Here is a 24,658-nt window from a genome sequence, read left to right on the forward strand (position 1 = left end):
TTCTGAAAACCCAGCCTTTATGGCTGGGTTTTTGCTTTTGTGGGGTTTAAAAAGATCCCAACCATTTGCCACCATCTTTCCCTGTTCTAAATTTCAATCATCCGTCCATCTCCACTAGGAAGCTCAACGCTCAAACTTAGCTTGCCGCCAAGTGTTTCCACGTATTCTTTAAACCGCGTGACATCGATAAATATTCGATTGACACAGGTAGAACGATCGTTCTACCTTGTTGCTATGAAAACAAACACCAGCTCGACACGAGACAAAATCCTCACCAGCGCCGAAAAGCTGATTTATGAAGAGGGGATTCATGCCACCAGTATGGCGCTGTTGGTTGAAAACTCCGGCGTGGCGCGGAAGAGTATTTATCATCATTTTGCTGATAAAGATGCTATTGCCGCCGCCGTGCTTAATACACGTGATGTGCGCTGGATGGCGTGGTTCATTGGTGAAACGGAGAAAAATGAGCATCCGCGTGGACGTATTATTGAGATGTTCAGCGTGCTGACGGAATGGTTTAAATCGCCAGGGTTTCGCGGTTGCGCCTTTATTAACACGGCGGGAGAAATAGGCAATCCAGCCGATCCGATTCGGGAAATTGCCCGCATTCATAAACAGAAGTTAAAAGATTACGTGCTATTGCTGTGTGAACAGGCGCAATGTTCACAGCCATCAATATTGGCGAATCAGTTATTAATTCTGATTGATGGCGCTATTACCGTAGCCAAAGTGATGGGCGACAGTGAGGCCTCTGAGAATGCCAAAGTGATTGCTATTTCATTATTGGATCAGGCTTGCCCTGAATAACGCTTTAAATAATCTGAGGTTTTATTATGTCTGCCAATAACCCAACGCGTCCACCGTTGCCGCCGTTTACCCGTGAAACCGCTATTGAAAAGGTAAGATTGGCCGAAGATGGCTGGAACAGTCGCGATGCGGAACGTGTTTCTCTTGCTTATTCCGAAGATACGCAATGGCGTAATCGCGCCGAATTTGTCACTAATCGCGAAGAGTGCCGAGCCTTTCTCTCGCGCAAGTGGAATAAAGAATTAGATTATCGCCTGATTAAAGAACTCTGGGCGTTTAATGACAATCGCATTGCGGTTCGTTACGCCTATGAATGGCATGATGATTCAGGCAACTGGTTCCGCTCCTATGGCAATGAAAATTGGGAGTTTGGAGCGGATGGCCTAATGACACGCCGATTCGCTAGTATCAATGATCTGCAAATAAAAGAATCTGAGCGTAAATTTCATTGGCCGCTCGGGCGTCGTCCAGACGATCATCCCGGTCTTTCTGAGTTGGGTTTGTAATAGCGTTCATTAGTTAAGTGCGAGTATAAGAGTTCTTTTCTGCCTTATGACTGGCTGACGCGTTTACCGTCTGCACCAATCACCACTTCGCCATCTTCTTTGGTGAACGGGCCCTGCTGTGGGTCAGGCAGGATGTCCAGAACCACATCTGAAGGGCGGCAAAGCTTCGTTCCCAGCGACGTCACCACTATCGGGCGATTAATCAGAATCGGGTGAGCCAGCATGGCGTCCAGCAACTGCTCATCTGAGAAGCTTTCGCTGGCGAGGCCCAGTTGTTCATAAGGGTCAGTATTTTTACGCAGCAGCGCCCGCACGCCAGTTTCCATCGCTTCAATCAGCGCCTGAAGGGTTTCACGCGTCGGCGGAGTTTCAAGGTAATGAATCACGACGGGTTCCGCACCGCTGTTGCGGATCAGTGCCAGCGTATTACGTGAGGTGCCGCAGGCGGGATTGTGATAAATGGTGATGTCAGACATGGTAAAGCCTCGTGTAATGGGGCTGCATGCGCCGCCCCGGATTATCGTCAGATTGACAGACGCAGCGCGAGCGCGGCGAGCGTTACGGTCAGTACCGGCAGCGTCATGACGATGCCAACCCGGAAGTAGTAACCCCAGCTGATACGGATATTTTTCTGTGCAAGGACATGCAGCCACAGCAGCGTTGCCAGGCTGCCAATCGGCGTGATTTTTGGACCGAGATCGCAGCCGATAATGTTGGCGTAAATCATCGCTTCACGCACAACCCCTTGTGCCGAGCTGGCATCAATGGAAAGTGCGCCGATCAGCACCGTTGGCATATTGTTCATTACTGATGACAGGAGTGCGGTGAGATAGCCGGTTCCCATCGCTGCCCCCCAGACACCCGAAGCGGAGAAATCGTTGAGCAGCGTGGCGAGATACTCCGTCAGCCCGGCATTACGCAGCCCGTAGACCACCAGGTACATGCCCAGTGAAAACACCACGATCTGCCAGGGCGCATTGCGCAGTACTTTACGGGTATCAATCACATGGCCGTGCCGCGCGACCAGCCAGAGGATCAGTGCGCCGACAGATGCGACCAGGCTGACCGGTACGCCGAGCGGTTCCAGCGCAAAAAAACCAGCCAGCAGTAAAATGAGCACCGCCCATCCGGTGCGGAAAGTCCTGATATCATGTATGGCGTCACGAGGCGCTTTGAGCTTTGCCTCGTCATAATTCGCCGGGATTTCCTTACGGAAAAACAGGTGCAGCATAACCAGTGTTGCGAGCACCGAAGCCATGTTGACCGGCACCATAACCGCAGCGTAATCACTGAATCCCAGATGGAAAAAGTCTGCCGAAACGATGTTGACCAGATTGGACACGATAAGCGGCAGGCTTGACGTATCGGCAATAAAACCCGCAGCCATCACTAACGCCAGTGTTGCACCACGACTGAATCCGAGTGCCAGCAGCATGGCAATCACGATCGGTGTCAGAATCAGCGCCGCACCATCATTCGCAAACAGCGCCGCCACCGCCGCGCCCATCAGCACGATATAGGTGAACAGTAGTTTCCCGCTGCCGCCACCCCAGCGTGCAACGTGCAATGCCGCCCACTCAAAAAATCCCGATTCATCCAGCAGCAGGCTGATGATGATCACCGCAATGAACGTAGCCGTGGCGTTCCAGACTATCTGCCAGACCACGGGAATATCGCCGATATGTACCACCCCCGTCATCAGCGCCAGCGCGGCGCCGGCTACCGCGCTCCAACCAATACTGAGCCCGCGCGGCTGCCAGATAACGAAGATCAGGGTGAGGATAAAAATTGCGCCTGCCAGCAGCATGCTGCCTCCTTGTTTAATTATGTAGACACCAAACACATTCGTATAAACGAATATGTTTGGCTAAATTTTTTTTACAGGCAGACAGCTCTGCCGTTAGTCGTGGCATGGTCCAGTTGAGAATGATCGGCGAGGTCACGAATTTCGTCGCGCTGACTCAGCCACGCCTGTTCAATGACGGAAGCCGCCCAAGCAGGTATGTGTGGAGACAGGCGATAGTGAATCCATTTGCCGTCGCGACGGTCAATTAACAATCCGCTGGAACGCAGCATAGCTAAGTGGCGGGAAATTTTAGGTTGAGGAAGTTTGAGTACCTGAGTGAGTTCACACACGCACAATTCTCCTTTCTCTTTCAATAGCAAAACCAGGGTCAGGCGCGTTTCGTCCGAGAGGTTTTTAAACAACAGCAGTGGGGGGAGTTGTGACATGCTGAATCCGGTCAGATAAAAAAGACAGTGTCTGGTTAGACAAGGGGTAAGTCAATAACATATTTGTTAGTGTGAATGTGTTAATAAAAAACTTGCTAATTATCACCCTCAATGACGCTTTGGCCGTATTTGCAGAAAAATCGAACGTTGTCTGTACTGTAGTCCAGCTCCAACCGAATTTTGTTCGGCCATTCCGGTGCTTACTACTCGTGATCCCGCGATTAAAAAGGCCATTGATGACGCCGCTGTGGAAATGGAAGAGCAGGTCATTAAACCGATGTTCGATTTCAAAACCAATGGACAGGTGTTACCCAATGGCTGGAACACGCCATCTAACGGCGCGCGATGGGGATATGACTATTTAACCCGCACCGCAACCGCAAAATCGAATATGTATGTTAATCAGCCCGAAGAGACACGCTACTTCTTTGTGGAAGTTGATGCTGACGGCGAACGCTTGAATGGGGCGCACAACTACACGCTAACTTTCCCGAAAGGACAAACGCCGCCGGTCAATGGTTTCTGGTCGTTGACGATGTACGATCCCCAGCATTTCTTTGCCAAAAACGAGTCGGGGCGCTACTCGGTCGGCACCAAGAATCTGAAGGGGATGAAATATAACAATGATGGTTCGCTAACGATTTATATTCAGAAAAGTAGTCCTGGCGATGGTAAAGCTGGCAACTGGCTGCCCGCGCCAGACAGTGATTTCGAAATGACCATTCGAACCTACTGGCCAAAAGAAGCGGTGTTAAATAAAACCTGGACGCCGCCCGCAGTGAAAGTGAGCAGTAATTAGAAGGGTTTAGGGCAACGTTCATTTGTTGCCCTTCTTGCAAACACCCCCCAACTTGAATCCTCATCCCACGAGTGAAATTTTCCCCACCTTTTTATTAACTCAAACTACACTGAAATTGCATGCCAAAAAGGCTGCATTCTCAATAAGTTCCAGCCGTTAAGTAGCCGTTTTATCCATAAATCCAGGCATCTGGATAAGGCGGATATGTCGTTCAATACATTTCAGTTTTGTCACACCTATAACGCCACACCAAAAAAATAACAGGCAGTAAAAGTCACACCTTTAAAATCCGTTCAGGAGTCAATCATGGCTATATCAAGACGTGGTTTTTATAAACTGGTGCTTGGCAGCGCAGCGGGATTCGCTGTGATGAAACACGCTGCTGCCAGACAAGCGAAGGTGGTCGAAAAAATCCCGCTGCATCACGGCGCGGGCGATAAAGGCGAAACGCAGGGCGGATTTCCGCCAGCAGGCGCGACCTGCTCGATTGTGGATTTCGACTATCAGATTAAGTATCAGCGCGCGTTTGAAGCGGTGTTGTGGAATATGCCAGCGGTGGCGATATACAGCTTCCGTCGTGCCGCGTTTAACAATCTCGGTATGAAAGACAACGACATCATTGCCTATTCCCACACAGCCACGCCCAAACTGGAAGCGATCACCGCCAACAGCACTACGCCGTATATCTCTGCGTTTACCGATTTGCAGCGTGGTCCAGTGGTGTTAGAAGTGCCAGTCGCCGGGGCAGATGGCAGTCTTTATGGGCAAATCGTCGATGCCTGGCAGTTCACCATCGCCGATGTCGGGCCCGCAGGGATCGACAAAGGGCAGGGCGGAAAATTTCTGCTCACCCCGCCCGGTTACAAAGAAGAGATCCCGCAAGGTTATTTGCATGTCGCTTCCCCCAATTACCGCATCGCCTTCGCTTTTCGATCGGTGCCTGCCGCCGGTAAATCGGCGCAGGATGCTTACCAATACTCGAAAAAGCTACGTATGTATTACCTCAGCGAAGCCGCTAATCCGCCAACTCAGCGCTTTGTCGATCCCAGCAATCAGGTTTACCCCACGCTGCCGTTTTATGACGAACGCCACTTTGAGGATATGCACGCGGTCGCCAGCGTCGAACCGGCGCAAGAGCAGGATAAGGTAATGATGGGGATGCTGATGTCGCTGGGTATCGAGCGCGGCAAGCCGTTTAAGCCGGACGACACCACGCGCAAAGCGATGCGTCAGGCGGCGATTGATGCGTGGTTTTACCTGCAACATTGGTTCGACAATTTCCCGCGCGAAAAACTGTTCTGGAAAGATCGCCACTACGCTTCGCTGTTGCAGGCGGATGACAATCAACGCTTTACCTTCGTCTATGAAGATAAAATCGATCTGATTAATCGTGCTGCTGAGTACTTTTGGTGTACCTACATGCCCAAGCAGTTGAGTGCGTCGCCCGCCACGCAATATCTGATGGCGATTGCCGACAGCGAAGGGCAATTACTGCAAGCCGGGTTGATGTATCGCCTGACCGTTCCGGCGCAGATGCCGGTTAAGCAGTTCTGGGCGCTAACTGTCTACAACCGCGACACCATGTCGTTCATCTACAACTCGCTGGATCGCACCACGCTTTCCTCTTACGACCTCGACAAGATGAAAAAGAACGCCGATGGCAGCGTGACGATTTACATCGGCCCGCAGGCGCCGGTGGGGCTGGAAAACAACTGGATCCCAACCTGCGGCAAACGGCCGCTACCGGCAATGCGTTTGTATGGCCCGACCGATGAACTCAACAACAAATCCTTCAAACTCGCCGATGTTGTGCGCGCGTGATAAACCGGAGTCGAAAATGAAAAGAACTTTGATTGCCATGCTGCTCACCACCGTTGCACTGCCAGCGATGGCGCAAATCAGCGATAAAACCGCCGAAGATGCCTACATCTACGGTTATTCGATGGATGAAGCCTATAAATTCTTTTATGAAACCGCGGTGAAAACCGGCACACCAATGAACCGCTTCCAGAATATCCGTCATCTGGCGGACGATACTTACACCGACCATCCCACCATCAACAACGATACGCTGCACCTGCAAGGCTGGCTGGATGTTAGCGCGGAACCGGTGATTGTTAGCGTGCCGGATATGGATAAAGGGCGTTACTGGATCCTGCACACCATGGATATGGGGCATTACACCACCTCGATGATTGGCTCGCGCACGCGCGGCACTAAAGGTGGGCACTTCATGTTTGCCTCGCGCACCTGGAAAGGGGAAGTGCCGCCTAGCGTGACCGAAGTGATTCGTGTTGATTCCGATATCCTCAAGCTGATGGGGCGCATCATGGCAACCAGCCCGGAGGACACCAAAAAGGCGCTGGGCTATATGGATGACTGGAACATCCGCACGCTCTCGGCTTATCTGGGTGAACCCGGTCCGAAAGCCACAGTGCATAACTGGCCCGATCTGGAAAAAACCAATTGGCTGCAACGGGTGAATTTCGTGCTGTGTCAGGGCGATATGGGCACGGCGGATAAGAAATGGATCGACCAATACAAAGCGGTTGGCATTGAACCGTGCAAAACTGACTTTACCGCCGAGCAACTGGCGGCGGCGAAAAAAGGTGAAGAGTTGGGCCTCGCACATCTGAAAAAACTTCAGCCAACCATGACATCATCCAAAGGCTTGCTGGGCACGCGTGAGGAGCTGCAAAACCAGAAACGCGATTTGTTTGCTGAGGGCACGCTAATCGGCCAATGGGGCTTGCCGCCGGAAGAGTCGGTTTATCTGCAAATCATCAAAGGTTCCGACGGCCAGAGCATTAACGGCTCGAACGGCAAGAAATACCGTCTGCACTTTAAAGCGCCGCATGTTAGCCAGTTCTGGTCGTTCACGGTTTATGGTCTCGACAACATGTTTATGGCGCACAACGCCATTAACCGCCATAGCCGCGGGGATCGTACGCTGAAACCCGGTGCCGATGGCATGTACACCATCGATTTGAGCGCCAAAGGCGATGCCAACAACCCGAACTGGCTGCCAATTCCGGAGAAAGACGCCTATATCATCATGCGTCTTTACGGCCCAGATCAGGCGGCGATTGATGGCAAATACCCAACGCCGACGCTGGAAGTGGTGAAGTAAATAGATATTAGCTCTCCCGGCATGCTAAATGCTGGGAGAGCGCAGAAGATGGATTATGAAATTCAGGTATTTCGATTTTATGATGTTAATCAAAATTGTAGTGAAATTTTCCAATCTCAATCATTCAATTCTTCTCATTAAAATTGTCTTCGATACCAATAACGATCAAAAATATAATGTCGATTTTTTAATGGGTTAAAATGTTATTTGTTTATTGATTTCCATCAAGTGATGATTTCGAATCGGTGGGTTATTACTGGTTTTCGTTAAATGTTTCGTTATTTAAATCAATTTTTAAATTGGTTAGTTTATTTCTGCCACATTAACAGGCATCTAAAAGGAGTTTATATGAAAACGTTGAATGTGCAGGAAATGGCAATGGTCTCAGGTGCGGGAAATTTCTCCGATAAATCTACCGGCGGAAAGGTTAGTAACGATTCAAATGGTGGTCGCACTGGTGGCGCACCCAGCACCTGCGGTAATCAGGTTGGCATGGGGGCAATTATCGGCACTATCGGCGCTATAGCATTGGGGCCAGCTGGAATGGGCGCGGTGGCGGTTGGCGCTGTTGTTGGTGGAGTAAGCGGCGGTTTGTCTTGCAACAATAGCCCATACGGCGGTAATGGTGGCAATAATAGCGGATCAAACAATATCGGCGGTCAGTGTACCTGGTAAATGAGATCAACGATGAAAAAATTCAGTCTGGGTACCAGCGCCCGTGGTCTGATCATTAATACACTTTGGATTTTTACTATATTTCCTCTTTCCAGTATCTCCGCTCCTTGTAGCCCAATGAATACGCAAGGGATATTGGGGGTTATATCATGGATGTTAATGCTCATCGGTGCTTACGCTTTTTATTCCGGGCTGTTTCGCTTTTACGATTGGTTTAACAGTAATTAATCCTGCAAGCTTCTCGATATTGATTGGGAAGCTTTTATCTTTCTGAGTATTTGTAAAGCAATGGCTGATTTTTTCCGGCAGGAAGTGATCGAAAAAAAACGGGGGCGCTACTTGGGCGTGGTACTTGAGGTGACGTTCCTGAATAAATCTGCGGTAGTAAGCGCAACGCTTTTCGTGGTGATCGCATTACTGCTGTTTCTCACTTTTGCGAGTTATACCAAAAGGAACTCCGTCGCAGGAGAAGTTATCTCAACATTACGGCCGATTACGATCTCCTCTCAGCATCAAGGCTATATCTCAGATGTCTATGTCACGGTAGCCAGCACCGTGACGGCGGGACAAAAAGTGTATCGTATCAACACCGGGAAAAACATCGGTTCGGGGATAATCGGCGAACGTAGCATTATCGCGATTAAACGCCAAATTGAAACTATAAAAGACATCGTATTGGGCTTAGAGACCAATCAAGCAAAAACGGAAAACAATCTGGTTGAGCAACGCGATAAATATCTTGCGTTGAATGCGTCATCCGTGGAGCTATTAAGTAAGTCAATAAAGGGTTTACACTCATACGAAGCAACCTTGAATAATTATCGCAGTTATCAGCAGAAGGGATTGATCACCAAAGATCAGTATATCTACCAACTGAATAACTATTTTCAACAGCAAAATATCTGGAATGGGATTAATAATCAGCACGTTCAGGAACGTGTACAGATTATTAATATCGAAGCAGAAATTGCTTCAAAGAAAATTGAGTTTCAGAATCAAGTGTTGGAATATCAATTAAAACTGCAAGATTTAGACCGCCAACTTGCCGCAGTTGAAGCTGAAACCGATGTTTATGTTGTAGCCCCCTACGCGGGCAAGATTGAGAGTCTTAACATCGGGATTGGTCAATATGTAACCTTTAATGATGATCTCGCTCAAATGCTGCCTCATGCAGAAAATGAGTATCAATTAATATTGTGGGTGCCGGACAAAAATATGCCTTATTTGCTTGAGGATGCTCCCGTCAGTATCCGCTATGATGCCTTTGCATGGCAAAAATTTGGTCAATTCAGCGGGCAGATTAGAGAGATCTCACGGGTGCCCGCTTCGCTTCAGGAAATGAGTCACTACAGAAGCGCGCCTAGAGAAGAGTTGATTCGCTCGGGCGGTAATTATTTCAAAGTTGCGTGCTCAATTAAAAGCGATGGCATTATTTATAACGGTAGAATGATTCCATTATCAAATGGACTCACGGCCAACGTGACGCTTTATCTTGAGCAACGTCCTCTATGGCAATGGATTCTCTCGCCGTTATATGACGTCAAAGAGAGTGTTTCCGGGCCAGTGATATGAGTGAACAGCAAGCAAGATTGAATCTTTGCTGGAAGAAAATGCCACCGGTTATTTTGCAAACGGAAAGCGCAGAATGTGGATTGGCTGCTTTACTGATGGTGTTTAACCATTATGGTTTAACGATGGATCTGATTCACCTTAGAAACCAGCATGCAATTTCTTCGCACGGACTAAATCTTGTCAGCATCAATCAGATTGCGCGGCATTACCAGTTTGATACCCATCCGGTTTCCATTGAGATGGCTGAAATCTCTCAACTTCGGCTTCCTTGTATTTTGCATTGGGACTTAACCCATTTCGTGGTGCTAATAAAAGTAACGAAAAATCGCTATGTGATTCATGATCCAGCCTTAGGGCGGGTGGTGTTATCAGCGAACAAATTCTCTGAGCATTTTACTGGTATTGCCTTACAGCTGTGGCCCGGAACGCGCTTTAAAAAAGATGAAGTGCCAGTCGAAAAAATAAAAATGCGGCAGCTATTTGGCAGTATTACAGGTCTAAAAGCTGCATTAATTAAAGTGTTTTGCTTATCTCTGTTGGTTGAACTATTTACTTTGCTGATGCCGATTGGCAATCAGTTGATTATGGATCACGTAATACCAGCGCAAGATTCAGGGCTCTTGACCGTGATATGCGGTGCGATGTTATTAATGGTAGTGACACAAGCATTAATTATGCTGTTACGCTCTTGGTTAGTACTGATAACTGGCATGCAAATCCAGTTGCAATGGCGGCAGGGAATATTCGATCATCTATTGAAATTACCGCTGCTGTGGTTTGAAAAACGTAAATTAGGTGATATTCAGTCGCGGTTTGCATCATTAGACGCGATTCGTGAGACGTTCACCACCAATGCGGTGCAACTTATTCTTGATGTGATTATGGTGGCTGGTGCCACTGTAATGATGATGGCTTATTCACCGTTGCTGTTTTTTTTAGTGCTCTCTTTTTCCTTGATTTATGTCGTGATGCGTATTCTAACATTTAATTACTATCGACGAATTTCCGAAGAACAGATCATTAAAACCGCCAGCCAGCATTCCCACTTTATGGAAACCTTATATGGGATTGCGACGGTTAAAAGTATGAATATGCATGAGCAACGTGCGGGTCGATGGTTTAACTTGAATGTTAGTGAGCTGAATATTGGCATAAAGAATGCGAAGTTTAGCTTTGTTTATAATGCAGCTTACACATTAATTGGATCTTTAGATAATGTCTTGATTCTATGGATCGGCACGTATGGAGTGATGGGTGGTGAACTTTCGTTAGGGATGTTATTGGCTTTTTCCTATTATCGTAGTGAGTTTTCAACGCGCACGGGTAACATCATTAACATGCTGCTTGAACTTAAGATGATAAGCCTGCATAAGGAACGCGTGTCAGATATTTTACTCACACCAACCGAAGATATTGCGACAATTTTTCCAGCCAAAAATAGCGACATCAGTTTCAATATTCGTGCTGAAAATCTCTCTTTTCGTTACGATGATTTCACACCAACGGTGTTTGACCAACTCTCTATCGTCATCCCCGCAGGGAAAAGCGTGGCGATTGTCGGTGCATCCGGTTGTGGGAAAACCACCTTACTCAAAGTGCTGTGCGGTTTAATATTGCCCAGCAGTGGGCTGATCACCTTGAACGGTATTGAGTTACGTAAATTCGGCTTGAAAAACTATCGTGAGAATATTGCCTGCGTATTGCAGGATGATAAATTACTCTCTGGAACCATTGAGGAAAACATCAGCGCATTCTCGTCGCAACTAGATAGAGAGTGGCTGGTGAAGTGTGCTGAATTAGCCAGCATCCACGATGATATTATGGCGCTACCGATGCAATATTCGACCTATCTTAGCGAGCTCGGTGGCTCTATATCGGGCGGACAAAAACAGCGCTTAATGATTGCCCGCGCATTATATCGTCGTCCCAAAATTCTATTTATGGATGAATCAACCAGCCACCTTGATGCGTTCAATGAAGCAAGAATCAATCAGGCGATTGCCGCCATGAATATTACCCGTGTGATTGTGGCGCATAGGCAAAGCACCATTGATTCTGCAGATGAAGTTTTTGATATGAGCGTAAATAACATCAGGATTTAAAATAGGTGTCATTATTGGCCACCATAAATGGCGTAGCCAAAATCTTGCCAGTAGGGTCGCCATTTATGGTGACCGCTAAATTCTCGTGCCCAAACTCTGCTTTACAGCGCCAACTGAATGCCTTCGGCATCGTCCTGTTGCTGCGCAGGCATCGCGCAGCAAATCAGCACCTCATCCTCCGCTATTTTGGCACTCGGCGGTGTTTGATAGGTCACCGTGCCGCGCAGCAGTTTGGTTTTGCAACTGCCGCAGTGTCCAGCGCGACAGCTAAATACCGGGCTGAGCCCACGTGCTTCGGCCAAATCCAACAACGAACCCGATCCCGGCGTCCAGCGCGCTTCTTTTAATGAGGTCATAAACTTCACCGGCACCGCTTGCGTCGCGACCGGCGGCAAGGGTGTTTCAGCTACAGCACTATCAGGAGTGCGCTGCAACGACGATGGCCCGAACGCTTCGGCGTGAATACGGCTATCCGCGATATTCAACGCGCGCAAACCATCGTACAGCGCTTGGGTAAAGGTCGGCGGGCCGCACAAATAGAAATCGTAATCGTTAAAAGGCAGCACCTGCGTGAGCAGCGCGGTATCAATGCGCCCGGCAAAATCGTAATCAAATCCCTCTTCAGCATCGCTGGTTTGGCTTAGCACGCGCACCAGATTGACCGCACCTTGCGCCGCCGCCAATAGCTGATCGAGTTCACGAACAAACGGGCGCTCGGCTTTGCTGCGCGCCGCCTGGAACAGGAACACCGGTCGCATGCGCTGTTTGCGTTGCCCTTCATAAACCAGATGCCGCAGCATCGCTAACATCGGCGTGATGCCGACACCCGCCGCCAGCAACACCGCTGGACGCGTTTGATTGGCATCGATGGTGAAATCACCGGCGGGCGCACGCACTTCCAGCGTATCGCCAACCGCCAGATGTTGATGCAGATAGCGCGACACCACGCCGTCGCGCTTGACACTGATGCGATAAAAACCGTCCGACGGCGCAACCGAGAGCGTATAAGTGCGCACTTGTGGCTTATCGCCACCGGGCATTGATACGCGAATCGGCAGATGTTGTCCCGCCAGATGCGGCAACAATCCGGCGCCATCATCCGGTAATAAATGAAACGAGCGGATGTTGGCGCTCTCATCCACCACCTTGGTGACTTTAAACGGTCGCCAGCTTGATGCCAGTTCGCTGGCGCGTAAACGCTCGGTAGCGGCTTGCCAATCGCCGGTCATTAACGCGCTGGGGGCAGCGCCATCCGGTTGGGTTTGCCAGCGCAAGGCGAGGGCAGCACGGCGGCGCACGATGCGGCGCGGGCGGAAAGTCCATAAACGTTCGGCCCCTTGAAAGGCGGCGATCTCCGGCGAATCGAAAATCACCTCGGCATCGCCGCTGAGTTGCAGCGTGTCGCCGCTGGCATAATCGACGAACAGCAAACCCGCTTTACCATTTTGATAGATATTGCCGAGCGTGTTGAAAAACAGATTGCCGTTGAAATCGGGAATGGTCAGCAGGCCATCTTGCGCCACGCGCACAAAACCCGGTTTGCCGCCGCGATGCGATGCATCCACGCTCTGCGCGGCATAAGTGGCGACGTAAAACGCATCTGCGTTGGCAATCGTGGCGCGTGCGGCGTCATCCAAAGCGGCGAGTTTTTCCACTTCACCGCGATAAGGTTCTGCCGGATCGCGTGCGAAACGGAAGTCGCGCAATTGGATGTAGCGCGGACAGTTGCCAAAACTCTGCTCGACCTGCACACGAAAGCCACCGCCAATCGCCTGTAGCACGCCGTTCATGCGGTTACGGCGACGCGTATGCAGTTCGATACCGAGCAAACCAATCGGCGCACCATCCTGCATGCCAGCGGCGGCCGGATCGCTGGCATCCGGACGCGCCGCGATGTCCAGCGTGGTGGCGTTGGGTGAGAAGATAAAGCCAGGCTGGCCCTCCAGCAGCGTTGCCCAGGCATCGCCGTGCGCATCCACGCTGCCAGCGACAATGAACGGCAACTGCGCGTAGAAATCGCGATGCTGATCGGGCATGTGATCGCGCACCACACGCTGGCCGACTTCTGCCATACGTTCCGCCACGCCCGCTTGTTGTTGCAGCGCGATTTCACCCTGATGCCAAACCTGGCGTTTCTCACCCATGATCGTCACTCACGCGATGCTGCGCAGACCGGCAGCGGTTTGCGGGAAAGCCACAAAACCCGGCAGCGCTTCGATGCGGCGCAGCAAGCCATTCACCGCCGGATAACCTGACAAGTTCACGTTGCCTTCTGGCGCGCCAATGATGTAGCTGTATTGAGCGATGTCAGCGATAGTGGGGCGATCGCCAACCAGCCATTCACGGTCTTTGAGGTGATTTTCGATGCGCGTTAACACCAGATGCGCACGGGTGATCACCTCTTCCGGATTGAAAGGGCGACCAAACACGGTAATCAAACGCGCCGCCGCCGGGCCAAACGCCAGATCGCCTGCCGCCACCGACAGCCAACGCTGCACCTGCGCCGCGCCAAGTGCGTCTTCCGGCAGCCATTCGCTGCGCCCGGTTTTCTTCGCCAGATAAACCAAAATGGCGTTGGAATCGGCAATAAACACGCCATCATCTTCCAGCACCGGCACCTGACCGAACGGGTTCATGGCAAGGAATTCTGGCGTCAGATGTTCGCCCGCTTTGAGATCGACATCGACGATTTCATGCGGCACATTGAGTAACGACAGAAATAAACGTGCGCGGTGTGCATGGCCGGAAAGCGGGAAATGGTAGAGCTTCATGTGCGATTCCTCAGGTTGTGCCCGGGATGATCCCGGGCGATAACTCAAGGTTCGCACAGCGCAATCCGCAGCAGAATAGCCGGGTTTGCGAAGTCATTATTGCAGAAAGTGGAAGAGTGCTACGCGTCTGTATTTACCGCACATTCCGTAGCGGCGCGATTTATCGCGTTCAGTTGATTTTAAAAGGTCAACACAACGCAATGAATTGCGCCGCTACAATACATGCGCATTAGAATTTCGGTTTCTAACCCATTACATCCTGAATTGAGATCGTTCCATTACGACGTCACTACATCCGCTGCCACCGCTCGCGCTTGTTGTTCACTCTGTTGCTCCTCGCGGAACTTCAGGCGATCCCAGATGCGGAAGAACGGATAGTAGATCACCAGCGAAATCGTCAGGTTCACCACTTGCAGCACGGTGCCGGAAATGTGTCCGCCGGTCGCCAGATAGCCGCTGACAAAAATTGGTGTGGTGAACGGCAACGCGATCCCGGCGGGTGGCGCGACCAAACCGGTGGACATGGCTGCCCAGGAAACAATCACCAGCACCACTGGCGTGAGGATAAACGGCAAGAACAAATATGGGTTCATCACCAACGGAATGCCGAATACCAACGGTTCGCTGATGTTAAACAGTGCGGCGGGCGCGGCAATTTTGCCCAACTGTTTCATCTGGCGACTGCGCGAGCGAATCAGCATAAAAATCACCAGTCCCAGCAGCGCGCCAGTGCCGCCGGGCGCAATCCACAAATCATAAAACTGTTGAGTGAAGATGTGTGGGATCGGCAGGTTATGCTGGAACGCTTCAAGGTTTTCGCTCATGTTCGACAGCCACACCGGCTGGATAAACACCAGCACAATCGCATCGCCGTGCAAGCCTAACGTCCACAGAATGCCAATCAACAGCACCGAGAAAATCATGCCTGGCAAGGTGCCGCCCACATGATGCATCGGCAAACCGATCACGGTGGCAATCAGGTTATTGATATCACCAAACGGCGAGGCTTCCACTGCCAAACGCAGCACCAACACCACCGCCAGCACGCAGAAACCCGGCACCAGCGCGAGGAAGGATTTCGCTACGGCAGGCGGCACGCCTTCTGGCATTTTGATCACCAGATTGCGGTTATGCACGAAGCGATAAATCTCGGTCGACATCAGCGCAATCACAATCGCCACGAACAATCCCTGGCTGCCAATCAGCGAAATCGGCAACACGCCGGTGACCAATTGCGTCGGCGCGCCTTCCACCGGTGCAAACAATGTCTGCTGCGGAATGGTCATCACAAACGCCACCAACGCCATCGCGCCGCTGGTGAGTGGATCGAGCGTGCGGTACTTCTCCGCCAGACGATAGGCGATACCGAAGCTGGAGATCAACGCCATGATGTCGTAGGTGGCGCGCACCGGATACAGCAACTTGTTGCGCCATGTATCGCCAAACAGATCCGCCATTAAATGGCCCCACGCCGGAATCGGCAGATAGGCAAAGATCAGGAAGAAACTGCCAATCAGCATAAACGGCATGTTGAGAATGATGCCGTCACGCACCGACAGCACATGCTTTTGACCGGCGATTTTCAGCGCGACGGGTAACACATAACGTTCGATAAAAGTACGGTTGGACATGGGGCCTCCTCAGGCTCGATGGCGCAACAAATTATGGCGTGGCGAACTGCGGCAGCCACGGCTGATTGAGCGTAAGCACTTCTTCTAATAACGCTTCGGCGCTGGCCACATCACCGACCAACGGGTTGCCCAGCAGCGCCAGCAACGCTTGCTGGCGATCGCCGTGCACCGCGGCTTCGATGGTCAGGCGCTCGAACGCTTTGATCTGCTGGGTTAAGCCGTTCATCAGCGGCGGCAATTCGCCAAACATCAGCGGATGCGCACCCTGGGCATCGACCAGGCAATTGACTTCAACCACGGCATCATCCGGCAAGCCGTGGATCGCGCCGTTGTTGCGGCAGTTCACCACCAGATTTTTGCCACTGTTATTGTGGATGGCGCTGATCAACTCGACTGCCACTTCGGAGTAATAGGCGCCGCCACGGAAGCTCAACTGTTCAGGTTTGTGCGCCAGATGCGGATCGGCATACAGTGCAAATAGTTCGGCTTCGACTTTCATCACCTGCTCGGCGCGTGTGCCTTCGTGGCCGTTTTGCGCTTTCTCTTGCTCTTCGGCCAGCATCTGCGGCGTTTGCCAGTAATAACGGTGATACGGGCACGGAATCGCCTTCAGCGCGCGCAGGAATTGCGGCGACCATGGCATATCTTTGATGTTGTTCATGGTCAGCGATTGGCCGTCGCACAGTTGCTCAATCACCTGTTCAGTGACATCTTCGCCACGACACGTCACCTGATGCACCCACACCAGATGATTCAGCCCGGCGAAGCGCAGTTGCACATCGTCCCACGGCGCGTTGAGCATGCCGGCAATCATATGATGCATATTCACCGGCACATTACACAGGCCGATAATTTTTGCTTTGCTGTAGCGGGACACCGCTTCGGTGACGATACCGGCTGGATTGGTGAAGTTGATGATAAAGGCATCTGGCGCCAACGCTTCCACTTTGCGCGCGACATTCAGCATCACCGGAATGGTACGCAGCGCTTTGGCAAAGCCGCCAACGCCAGTGGTTTCCTGGCCGAGCCGTCCGTACTTCAAGCCCAAACGCTCATCGGCGGCGCGTGCCGCCAACTGGCCTACGCGCAGTTGCGTTAACACGTAAGTCGCACCGCGAATCGCGTCATCCAGTTCGAAATGCACACTGACCTTTACTTGCTCCAGCCCGTTCTGATCGAGCATACGGCGCGTGAGATCGGCGATGATCTGCACCTTTTCGCGTCCTTGCTCCACATCCACCAACGCCAATTCCGTGACCGGCAGTTGCGCGTAGCGGTTGATGATGCCTTCAACCAATTCGGGCGAATAGCTGCTGCCACCGCCGATAATCGCTATCTTAAGCATGAGCTTCTCCTGCCGCCGTGCGGCGATAAAGTTCAATGATTTCGCCCGCCAGATCCTGAATCAGCATGGCGTTCATCAAATGATCCTGGGCATGCACCAAAATCAGGGTTACAGGCAGTTTGCCGCTGCCTTCATCCAGGCCGATCAAGGCGGTTTGCTGCTGATGTGCGGCGCTGATGCTGCTATTCGCTGCCGCCAGTTGGCGCTGCGCTTCAGCAAAATCACCGTTACGCGCTAAGCGCAGGGCGTTGATCGCTGCACTGCGCGCCGCACCGGCCTGCACCAGCAGCAGCATAATTTCCTCTTCAAACTCGATAACCACGTCTTCAGGCATGCAGAATCCCCCACAGCACAAGGCCGTGTAATGTCAGCTAGATTGGGTGAAACGGGTGTTTAGGAAGCGTGTAACGCCAGGGCTTTATCCAGCACCTGTTCGCCACGCATCATGCCGTAATCCATCATGTCGATGACGGCAACAGATTTGCCCTGCGGTGCGGCAATGGCGGTGAGACGAGCGGCTTCAAACTGCACTTGTGGGCCGAGCAGCACCACATCGGCGTCCGGCAGAATACGTTCGAATTCCGCCACCGGCACCGCTTTGATCTCAACAGCCAACCCGCGCCCTTGAGCGGCGCTCTGCATTTTGCTCACCAGCATGCTGGTGGACATTCCGGCGGCACAGCAAAGTACGATGCGCATAACTTTTCTCCTGTGATTTGACAGGGGCATTTAAGACCTGTCTCGGAGACGCTGTAAATACCCTCGCGGCAGAGGGTTTTCTGATGAATGATTATTTAATTGATTAAAATCATAACGTTGTGTTGATTATGCGAGTGAAAATATTTTTCATGGCTGTGATCCGCGCTGTAATTTTTCATTAACATTGTCGTTTTAACGTGGAAATGGCGCACAAAACGTCGAAAAAAAACTCACCGTGAAAAAGATTTTCATGCATGATGTGCTTTCGCTACTGAGGATGTGATGATCTGATGGATATTGTCTGGCAATTACAGCAGCAATCGGAGCGCGCGGATGCGCAGGAATCGAAGCTGGCGCGATTTATTCTGGCCAACCTGCACAGCAATGCGCAGGCTACCATGGAAAGCCTTGCCGCGCAGGCGGGCGTTAGTCAGGAAGTATTGCGCCGTTTTGCAGCATCGGCGGGCTGTCGCGATCTGGATGATTTTTTGCATAAGGTACGCAAGGCCGGTCAGCAGCAGGAAGTGGCCTTTCTCGAGGTGATTCGTCAGCGACAAACTTCGCTCAGCCAGCAGGAAAAACGCGTAGCTGAGACGATCCTCGGCGACAGCGCGTTTGCCGCGTCTGCCACCATCGAACAGTTAGCCGGGCGCGCCGAAGTCAGTGCCGCCACCATCACCCGTTTTGCGCGATCGGTGGGTTGCGAGGATATTCGCGATTTGCGTATGCGTTTAGCGCGCGCCTCGTCTGCGCCTCAGCAACGCTCGATAAATGCGATTGCGCCGCTGGAAGTTATTCACCAGGCGTTAACCCAGCAATGGTCGCTGGCCGAAACCGCCACCTGGGAACGTGCAGTTACGGCTCTGCGCAAGGCGCGCAGCGTGCTGTTGATTGGCGGTGCAGGGCAACAAACGCCGCTAGCGGCGGAGGTGCAGCAGCGCCTGAACAGCGCCGGATTAGCCATCGCGTGGATTCAGGACGATAACCTGCTGCGTATGACCTTAAGCCGTTTGCAGCCGGACGATTTGTTGCTGATCCTCGCGCCCGATGCGGTGAGCAGCACGGTGCTCAGTGCGGTGCATCATGCGCATATCCAGAAAACCGCGGTGATTGCGCTGTGCCCGCAAGCGCTGGATCTCGCCAGCCAGGCCGATATTTGGTTGCCACTGCCGGAGACCAAAAGCGCCCGCAGCTACGGCATTTTGTTCGCGCTGGAGCGGTTGGAGGCGGCGTTGTACAACGCGAAACCTTAACCTCATTTCACCAACACCTGCGCACCGGCGTTTTTCTCCAGGCGCCATACGTCGAATAGCGACATCAGCACCAACAGCGCGACACCGGCAAACGCGATATGAATATCGCTCTGAGCAATGGTCGCGTGTTCATGCCACCACATCGAACCGCGCAGGAACAGCGCCGCCAGCGCGATGCCAGCGCTCATGCTGAACTGGAAGAAAATGCTAAACACCACCGAGGCATCGCTCATTTTGCTTTGCGGCACATCGGCGAATCCGAGGCTGTTGTAGCAGCTAAATTGCAGCGAGCGCGACAAGCCGCCAATAAACAAAATCGCCGCGATGGAGAAATAACCCAGCGACGGATTGAGTAGCAAACAGCCGAGCATCGCCGCCAAACTGATTACGCCATTTACCATCAATACCTGACGAAAACCCCAGCGTTTCATCAGCCAGGTGGTGGCGGGTTTCATCGCCAGATTACCTGCAAACACCCACAACACCATCGCACCCGCTTGCGCCGCGCTCCAGCCAAATCCCAGTTGAAACAGCAGCGGCAACAAAAACGGCACCGCGTTAATTGAGGCGCGGAAGAAGGAGCCGCCAATCACCGCATTGCGGAAGGTGGCGATTTTCAGCGCGCTAAACGGCAACAACGGTTGCGGGTGAATAAAGCTGTGGCGATACGCCAGCCAGCAGCACAATACGCCGAGCAGTAATAAGGGAACGCCGAGATTCAGCTGCATTAGTCCCAATGCTTCTAGCGCGATAATTAACGCCGTGCAGGCAGTCGCGGTGAAGGCAAAACCTTTAACATCGAAGGGGCGCATTTGCTCAGCTTTAAACTGCGGCACTAAATACGCGGTAGCGACTAACGCGATAATACCGAGCGGGATGTTAAGCCAGAATATCCACGACCAATGCCCGTAAGTGACAATCAACCCGCCGAGCGGCGGCCCCAGCACCGGCGCAATCAGCCCCGGCCAAGTGATAAAGGCGATGGTTTTCACCATGTCTTTTTTCTCGGTGGCACGCAGCACCACCATGCGCCCCACCGGCACCATCATCGCGCCGCCAATCCCTTGCAAAATCCGACTTAGCGTAAACATCGCCAGCGTGTCGCTGAAGCCACACAGAATCGACGCGAGGGTAAAAATCAAAATGGCGCTGGCAAAGATAGTGCGCGCACCGAAGCGCTCCGCCAGCCAACCGCTCATCGGAATAAATATCGCCACAGCCAGTAAATAGGCGCTGACGCCGACATTCAACGCCACCGGGCTAGCGGCGAAATCGCGTGCCATTTGCGGGATGGCGGTGGTGATGACCGTGGCATCGAGGTTTTCCATAAAGAAGGTCACGGCGACTAATAACGCTAAGATCAGAGTGCGATGGGAATGTTGACTGGCCTCTTTGCCTGAGTACGTCATGCGGGATCCTGCAAAAACAGTGTGTGCCATGACTTTTAATCAAAAGCGGAGAGGGTGCAAATTGAAATGTTTAGCAAGATGTTGAGGTCGCCATCAATGGCGACCTGCTGCGGGGTTAAGTTATACCTCTTCAGCCACCTTGGCTTTGGCCGTAATAAACTCTACCACCGCTTTCGTCACTTGCGCCGTATTCGCCGTGCCGCCGACATCTGGCGTCAAGATACCTTTCGCGCAGACAAACTCAATCGCCTGCATAATCAGCGCCGCCGCATCACGCTCGCCGAGATGTTCCAGCATTTGCACCGCCGTCCAGAAAGTGGCGATCGGGTTGGCGATGCCTTTGCCGGTGATATCAAACGCAGAGCCGTGAATCGGTTCGAACATCGATGGGAAGCGACGTTCGGGATCGATGTTGGCGGTGGGCGCAACGCCCAAGCTGCCCGCCAAAGCACCCGCCAGATCCGACAAAATATCGGCGTGCAAATTGGTGGCGACAATGGTGTCGAGGCTTTGCGGATGCAGCGTCATGCGGTGCGTCATCGCATCTACTAACATTTTATCCCACTGCACATCCGGGAACTCCTGCGCTACTTCGGCGGCGATTTCATCCCACATCACCATGCCGTGACGCTGAGCGTTTGATTTGGTCACCACGGTCAGCAGTTTGCGTGGACGCGACTGCGCCAGTTTGAAGGCATAACGCATAATGCGCGTCACGCCGACGCGGGTGAAGATGGCGACTTCGGTGCCGACTTCTTCCGGTAAACCGCGGTGCGCACGGCCGCCGTTTCCTGAATATTCGCCCTCTGAGTTTTCTCGCACAATCACCCAATCCAGATCGCCGGGGCCGCGATTGCGGAGCGGCGAGGTCACGCCCGGCAGGATTTTGGTCGGACGCACGTTGGCGTACTGATCAAAGCCCTGGCAAATCGGCAGGCGTAATCCCCACAACGTGATGTGATCCGGCACATCGGGCGCGCCGACTGCGCCGAAGTAGATGGCATCAAACTTCTTCAGCGTTTGCAGGCCATCTTCCGGCATCATCACGCCGTGATGTTTGTAGTAATCCGAACCCCAATCAAAGGTCTGCACGTTGAATTTGAGCTGCGGATCGTGACGCGTCAGCGCATGCAGCACTTCGACGCCCGCCGAGATCACTTCCGGGCCAATACCATCTGCGGGAATTGCGGCAATGTTGTAGTTACGCATAGTGTTTCTCCAGTTAGATCAATGTGTATGAGGATGAGGAAGTTCTGCGGGTTGCGGTTTATTGCCGCTGGCAGAAAGAATCAGAACCACGATGGCGGAGAGCGCCAACAACCCGGCGACAAAATAGAGTCCCCACGTGTAGTTGCCGGTCTGCTGGCGGATCACGCCGATCATCATCGGACCGACGAAGCCGCCAAGATTGCCGATCGAATTAATGGTGGCGATGCCCGCCGCCGCGGCCGGGCCGCTGAGGAATAGGGTTGGCATGCTCCACAACGGCGGTTTAGAGGCGCTGATGCCCACGGTGACCAACGTCAGGGCGATAATTACCGCGAAGAGTGTGCTGACGTTACCGGCGTAAATCAGCCCAGCCGCCGCCAACAAACAGGCACCAATCACGTGCCAGCTGCGCTCTTTAGTGCGATCCGAATGGCATGCCCACAGGATCATGCCGATCACACCAATCACTGCCGGGAAGGCATTGAGGAAACCAATCTCCATCGACGATGCGCCGAAGCTGCGGATGATTTGCGGCGACCAGATGCCGAGCGTGTACAAACCGGCGGAGGTGCCGAAATACACCAAGGCCAGCGCCAGCACGCGTTTGTCCGCCAAACCACGCCAGGCGCTGCTGTGACTTTGATTGGCAGCGCGCGCTTGTTCTTCGGCCTTCATGGTGTTTTCCAGCCACGCGCGTTCTTCATCAGTCAGCCACTTGGCTTTGGCTGGGCGATCGGTGAGGAAAAACAGCACCACAATGCCGAACAGCAGCGCCGGAATTGCTTCCAGCACAAACATCCATTGCCAACCGGCGTAACCGAGCATGCCGTGCATCTCCAGTAGCGCGGCGGAGATCGGTGAACCCAGTGCGGTGGAGAGTGGGGCGGCAGCCATGAAAATGGCGGTGACCTGCGCGCGTTTCGCCGCCGGGAACCAGTAACTGAGATAGAGAATGATGCCAGGGAAGAAGCCGGCTTCCGCCACGCCGAGCAGGAAGCGCAGCACGTAGAAACTGGTGGTGCCCTGCACAAACGCCATGCAGCCGGAGACTAATCCCCAGGTAATCATCACGCGGGCGATCCAAATACGCGCGCCGACTTTATGCAGAATTAAATTCGACGGGACTTCAAACAGAAAATAGCCGAGGAAAAAAATGCCCGCGCCAAAACCAAATACCGTTGGCGAGAAACCTAAATCCTGATTCATGGTTAACGCGGCAAAACCAATATTGACGCGATCGAGAAAAGCGATGAAGTAGAGCAGCATGATGAAGGGCACAATGCGTAATGTCACTTTACGCATCACCCTTTTTTCGAGGTGAGAGTTCATATTAAAGTGCTCCAGATTGTGTAGGGTGGTGTTATTTTTTTGTAATCGAGTTCAGTATGCCGTTTTGTTTTGGCTTATCATTAGATGTGGATTATATAAACTATTTGCATAATCGGCGGGTGAGGGGAATGTGGATATAAATCAATTGCGTTGCTTTGTGGCGGTAGGCAAAGAACTCCATTTTGGCCGCGCGGCACAAAAGCTGGAAATGATGCCTGCGTCACTTTCCCGCTTCATTCGCTTACTGGAAGACGATGTTGGCGTGCGTTTATTGAACCGCTCAACGCGCAATGTGTCATTAACCGCTGAAGGAGCGATATTCTTTGATGAGGCCGGGAAATTAATCGATCAATTTGATGCATTGGCGCAGCGATTTAAAGTGGGATTAAAAGATGAACGCCGTACTTTGCGTATTGGCGCGATTGATAGTGCCGCGCGTGGATTAGTTCCGGCATTATTAAACTTATTTGTACCGCTGCATCCGCACAGCGATATTCATATTATTGAAGATAAAACCATTAATTTGATTCCGAAATTAAAATCGGGCTGGCTGGATATGATATTTATCCGCGAGCCGCAAAGTATTGATGCTGCAATCGCGGTGCGTTTTATTACCCGCGAAAGCTGCGTGCTGGCGGTGCCGCTGCATCATCGATTATCCGGATGCGCAAGGGTAACGGTGAACGATTTTCAGCACGAAGCGATGATTATTCCCGATCGCCGCACGCGTCCACATAGCCACGATCTCACCATCAACCTGTTCAAATTGGCAGGATTCACGCCGCATATCGCTCAGTTCGCCGAAGAGAAGCAAACCATTCTCAGCCTGGTTTCCGCCGGATTGGGATTAGCGGTGGTGCCCGCTTCGTATCGCACCATGAACAGCGATAGCGTCAGTTATATTGCGCTGGATTTGCCGGAGCAACTAAAAGGGCTGCCGCTGAGCATCGCCTGGCAACAGGGTAATCAGGACAATTTTCTGCTGGAGATGCTGGGATTGTTGCATGAACATCAGGGGGAGTTGACGGAGAAATTGTGATTGCTGGCCCTCACCCTAACCCTCTCCCGCACGCGGGAGAGGGGACAATTAGGTGGGAGATTATGTCATCCCGCAGCGGACAGTTCCCTCTCCCATTTATGGGAGAGGGCTAGGGTGAGGGACAATGCGCACCATCCACCATCCGCCCAG

22 protein-coding genes are annotated in these 24,658 nt (G+C 52.2%); 10 read left to right on the forward strand and 12 right to left on the reverse strand.

Annotated features, from left to right (window positions below; all coding sequences use genetic code 11):
* The first annotated feature begins 234 nt into the window (after nucleotides 1-234).
* Nucleotides 235-807: a TetR/AcrR family transcriptional regulator gene (locus ABDW13_RS02800; RefSeq protein WP_343550939.1), complete on the forward strand. Its 573-nt coding sequence runs from the start codon at nucleotides 235-237 to the stop codon at nucleotides 805-807.
* A gap of 26 nt (nucleotides 808-833) precedes the next feature.
* On the forward strand, nucleotides 834-1,313 hold the full coding sequence (locus tag ABDW13_RS02805) for a nuclear transport factor 2 family protein (RefSeq protein WP_343550874.1): 480 nt from the start codon (nucleotides 834-836) through the stop codon (nucleotides 1,311-1,313).
* A gap of 44 nt (nucleotides 1,314-1,357) precedes the next feature.
* Here the strand turns inward: ABDW13_RS02805 and arsC are convergent, their stop codons facing one another.
* The 3 genes from arsC to ABDW13_RS02820 form a co-directional block, all read right to left on the reverse strand.
* Nucleotides 1,358-1,789 (reverse strand): arsenate reductase (glutaredoxin), encoded by a 432-nt coding sequence (gene arsC, locus ABDW13_RS02810; protein ID WP_343550875.1) that lies wholly within the window; start codon nucleotides 1,787-1,789, stop codon nucleotides 1,358-1,360.
* A 47-nt stretch (nucleotides 1,790-1,836) separates the two neighbouring features.
* Entirely contained in the window at nucleotides 1,837-3,120 is a 1,284-nt protein-coding gene (locus ABDW13_RS02815) for an arsenic transporter (protein ID WP_343550876.1), read from the reverse strand.
* Between the two features lie 71 nt (nucleotides 3,121-3,191).
* On the reverse strand, nucleotides 3,192-3,545 hold the full coding sequence (locus ABDW13_RS02820) for a metalloregulator ArsR/SmtB family transcription factor (protein WP_343550877.1): 354 nt from the start codon (nucleotides 3,543-3,545) through the stop codon (nucleotides 3,192-3,194).
* Nucleotides 3,546-3,741: 196 nt separating this feature from the next.
* Here ABDW13_RS02820 and ABDW13_RS02825 point away from each other — a divergent pair, with 196 nt between their 5' ends.
* The 6 genes from ABDW13_RS02825 (at nucleotide 3,742) to ABDW13_RS02850 (ending at nucleotide 11,823) form a co-directional block, all read left to right on the forward strand.
* The gene (locus ABDW13_RS02825; protein ID WP_343550878.1) at nucleotides 3,742-4,344 is read left to right on the forward strand and encodes a DUF1214 domain-containing protein; all 603 of its coding nucleotides are present in this window, start codon (nucleotides 3,742-3,744) and stop codon (nucleotides 4,342-4,344) included.
* Between the two features lie 306 nt (nucleotides 4,345-4,650).
* Nucleotides 4,651-6,165, forward strand: a complete 1,515-nt coding sequence (locus ABDW13_RS02830; protein WP_343550879.1) for a DUF1214 domain-containing protein — start codon at nucleotides 4,651-4,653, stop codon at nucleotides 6,163-6,165.
* 16 nt (nucleotides 6,166-6,181) lie between these two features.
* Entirely contained in the window at nucleotides 6,182-7,474 is a 1,293-nt protein-coding gene (locus ABDW13_RS02835) for a DUF1254 domain-containing protein (RefSeq protein WP_343550880.1), read from the forward strand.
* Nucleotides 7,475-7,744: 270 nt separating this feature from the next.
* Nucleotides 7,745-8,149, forward strand: a complete 405-nt coding sequence (locus tag ABDW13_RS02840) for a hypothetical protein (RefSeq protein WP_343550881.1) — start codon at nucleotides 7,745-7,747, stop codon at nucleotides 8,147-8,149.
* Nucleotides 8,150-8,437: 288 nt separating this feature from the next.
* Nucleotides 8,438-9,721 carry an HlyD family efflux transporter periplasmic adaptor subunit gene (locus ABDW13_RS02845; protein ID WP_343550882.1) on the forward strand — a complete coding sequence of 428 codons (1,284 nt, stop codon included), beginning with the start codon at nucleotides 8,438-8,440 and terminating at the stop codon, nucleotides 9,719-9,721.
* Nucleotides 9,718-11,823: a peptidase domain-containing ABC transporter gene (locus ABDW13_RS02850; RefSeq protein WP_343550883.1), complete on the forward strand. Its 2,106-nt coding sequence runs from the start codon at nucleotides 9,718-9,720 to the stop codon at nucleotides 11,821-11,823. Before ABDW13_RS02845 ends, ABDW13_RS02850 begins: the two co-directional genes overlap by 4 nt.
* A 101-nt stretch (nucleotides 11,824-11,924) precedes the next feature.
* On the opposite strand, the gene ABDW13_RS02855 is transcribed toward ABDW13_RS02850, so the two are convergent.
* From ABDW13_RS02855 to ABDW13_RS02880, 6 genes are all read right to left on the reverse strand, one after another.
* On the reverse strand, nucleotides 11,925-13,967 hold the full coding sequence (locus ABDW13_RS02855) for a pyridoxamine 5'-phosphate oxidase family protein (RefSeq protein WP_343550884.1): 2,043 nt from the start codon (nucleotides 13,965-13,967) through the stop codon (nucleotides 11,925-11,927).
* 9 nt (nucleotides 13,968-13,976) lie between these two features.
* Nucleotides 13,977-14,594, reverse strand: a complete 618-nt coding sequence (locus ABDW13_RS02860) for a glutathione S-transferase family protein (protein ID WP_343550885.1) — start codon at nucleotides 14,592-14,594, stop codon at nucleotides 13,977-13,979.
* Between the two features lie 278 nt (nucleotides 14,595-14,872).
* Nucleotides 14,873-16,225, reverse strand: coding sequence for a PTS cellobiose transporter subunit IIC (gene celB / locus ABDW13_RS02865; protein WP_343550886.1), 1,353 nt, complete (start codon nucleotides 16,223-16,225; stop codon nucleotides 14,873-14,875).
* 31 nt (nucleotides 16,226-16,256) lie between these two features.
* Nucleotides 16,257-17,570 (reverse strand): 6-phospho-beta-glucosidase, encoded by a 1,314-nt coding sequence (locus ABDW13_RS02870; RefSeq protein WP_343550887.1) that lies wholly within the window; start codon nucleotides 17,568-17,570, stop codon nucleotides 16,257-16,259.
* Nucleotides 17,563-17,904, reverse strand: coding sequence for a PTS lactose/cellobiose transporter subunit IIA (locus ABDW13_RS02875; protein WP_343550888.1), 342 nt, complete (start codon nucleotides 17,902-17,904; stop codon nucleotides 17,563-17,565). The genes ABDW13_RS02870 and ABDW13_RS02875 overlap by 8 nt, the downstream gene beginning before the upstream one ends.
* Before the next feature lie 59 nt (nucleotides 17,905-17,963).
* A complete protein-coding gene (locus ABDW13_RS02880; RefSeq protein WP_343550889.1) occupies nucleotides 17,964-18,269 on the reverse strand; it encodes a PTS sugar transporter subunit IIB in 306 nt (101 codons plus the stop codon).
* Nucleotides 18,270-18,559: 290 nt separating this feature from the next.
* On the opposite strand from ABDW13_RS02880, the gene ABDW13_RS02885 reads away from it, so the two are divergent.
* Nucleotides 18,560-19,522, forward strand: coding sequence for an SIS domain-containing protein (locus ABDW13_RS02885; protein WP_343550890.1), 963 nt, complete (start codon nucleotides 18,560-18,562; stop codon nucleotides 19,520-19,522).
* Nucleotides 19,523-19,524: 2 nt separating this feature from the next.
* Here the strand turns inward: ABDW13_RS02885 and ABDW13_RS02890 are convergent, their stop codons facing one another.
* The 3 genes from ABDW13_RS02890 to ABDW13_RS02900 all read right to left on the reverse strand — a co-directional run bounded on the left by ABDW13_RS02890 (nucleotide 19,525) and on the right by ABDW13_RS02900 (nucleotide 23,469).
* Nucleotides 19,525-20,931: an MFS transporter gene (locus tag ABDW13_RS02890; RefSeq protein ID WP_343550891.1), complete on the reverse strand. Its 1,407-nt coding sequence runs from the start codon at nucleotides 20,929-20,931 to the stop codon at nucleotides 19,525-19,527.
* Nucleotides 20,932-21,051: 120 nt separating this feature from the next.
* Nucleotides 21,052-22,140 (reverse strand): tartrate dehydrogenase, encoded by a 1,089-nt coding sequence (locus tag ABDW13_RS02895; RefSeq protein ID WP_343550892.1) that lies wholly within the window; start codon nucleotides 22,138-22,140, stop codon nucleotides 21,052-21,054.
* Nucleotides 22,141-22,158: 18 nt separating this feature from the next.
* Nucleotides 22,159-23,469: an MFS transporter gene (locus tag ABDW13_RS02900; protein ID WP_343550893.1), complete on the reverse strand. Its 1,311-nt coding sequence runs from the start codon at nucleotides 23,467-23,469 to the stop codon at nucleotides 22,159-22,161.
* Between the two features lie 130 nt (nucleotides 23,470-23,599).
* Here ABDW13_RS02900 and ABDW13_RS02905 point away from each other — a divergent pair, with 130 nt between their 5' ends.
* On the forward strand, nucleotides 23,600-24,508 hold the full coding sequence (locus tag ABDW13_RS02905; protein WP_343550894.1) for a LysR substrate-binding domain-containing protein: 909 nt from the start codon (nucleotides 23,600-23,602) through the stop codon (nucleotides 24,506-24,508).
* Nucleotides 24,509-24,658 lie beyond the last annotated feature (150 nt).

Origin of the sequence: Pantoea sp., from assembly GCF_039594315.1 — a bacterium.
Classification (GTDB): Bacteria; Pseudomonadota; Gammaproteobacteria; order Enterobacterales; family Enterobacteriaceae; genus Pantoea.

Coding starts and splice junctions, on each gene's coding strand:
- ABDW13_RS02835 (WP_343550880.1), top strand. CDS start 6,182: ATGAAAAGAACTTTGATTGCCATGCTGCTCACCACCGTTGCACTGCCA.
- ABDW13_RS02800 (WP_343550939.1), top strand. CDS start 235: ATGAAAACAAACACCAGCTCGACACGAGACAAAATCCTCACCAGCGCC.
- ABDW13_RS02885 (WP_343550890.1), top strand. CDS start 18,560: ATGGATATTGTCTGGCAATTACAGCAGCAATCGGAGCGCGCGGATGCG.
- ABDW13_RS02875 (WP_343550888.1), bottom strand. CDS start 17,904: ATGCCTGAAGACGTGGTTATCGAGTTTGAAGAGGAAATTATGCTGCTG.
- celB (WP_343550886.1), bottom strand. CDS start 16,225: ATGTCCAACCGTACTTTTATCGAACGTTATGTGTTACCCGTCGCGCTG.
- ABDW13_RS02895 (WP_343550892.1), bottom strand. CDS start 22,140: ATGCGTAACTACAACATTGCCGCAATTCCCGCAGATGGTATTGGCCCG.
- ABDW13_RS02900 (WP_343550893.1), bottom strand. CDS start 23,469: ATGAACTCTCACCTCGAAAAAAGGGTGATGCGTAAAGTGACATTACGC.
- ABDW13_RS02830 (WP_343550879.1), top strand. CDS start 4,651: ATGGCTATATCAAGACGTGGTTTTTATAAACTGGTGCTTGGCAGCGCA.
- arsC (WP_343550875.1), bottom strand. CDS start 1,789: ATGTCTGACATCACCATTTATCACAATCCCGCCTGCGGCACCTCACGT.
- ABDW13_RS02850 (WP_343550883.1), top strand. CDS start 9,718: ATGAGTGAACAGCAAGCAAGATTGAATCTTTGCTGGAAGAAAATGCCA.
- ABDW13_RS02880 (WP_343550889.1), bottom strand. CDS start 18,269: ATGCGCATCGTACTTTGCTGTGCCGCCGGAATGTCCACCAGCATGCTG.
- ABDW13_RS02805 (WP_343550874.1), top strand. CDS start 834: ATGTCTGCCAATAACCCAACGCGTCCACCGTTGCCGCCGTTTACCCGT.
- ABDW13_RS02855 (WP_343550884.1), bottom strand. CDS start 13,967: ATGGGTGAGAAACGCCAGGTTTGGCATCAGGGTGAAATCGCGCTGCAA.
- ABDW13_RS02820 (WP_343550877.1), bottom strand. CDS start 3,545: ATGTCACAACTCCCCCCACTGCTGTTGTTTAAAAACCTCTCGGACGAA.
- ABDW13_RS02860 (WP_343550885.1), bottom strand. CDS start 14,594: ATGAAGCTCTACCATTTCCCGCTTTCCGGCCATGCACACCGCGCACGT.
- ABDW13_RS02845 (WP_343550882.1), top strand. CDS start 8,438: ATGGCTGATTTTTTCCGGCAGGAAGTGATCGAAAAAAAACGGGGGCGC.
- ABDW13_RS02815 (WP_343550876.1), bottom strand. CDS start 3,120: ATGCTGCTGGCAGGCGCAATTTTTATCCTCACCCTGATCTTCGTTATC.
- ABDW13_RS02840 (WP_343550881.1), top strand. CDS start 7,745: ATGTTTCGTTATTTAAATCAATTTTTAAATTGGTTAGTTTATTTCTGC.
- ABDW13_RS02890 (WP_343550891.1), bottom strand. CDS start 20,931: ATGACGTACTCAGGCAAAGAGGCCAGTCAACATTCCCATCGCACTCTG.
- ABDW13_RS02870 (WP_343550887.1), bottom strand. CDS start 17,570: ATGCTTAAGATAGCGATTATCGGCGGTGGCAGCAGCTATTCGCCCGAA.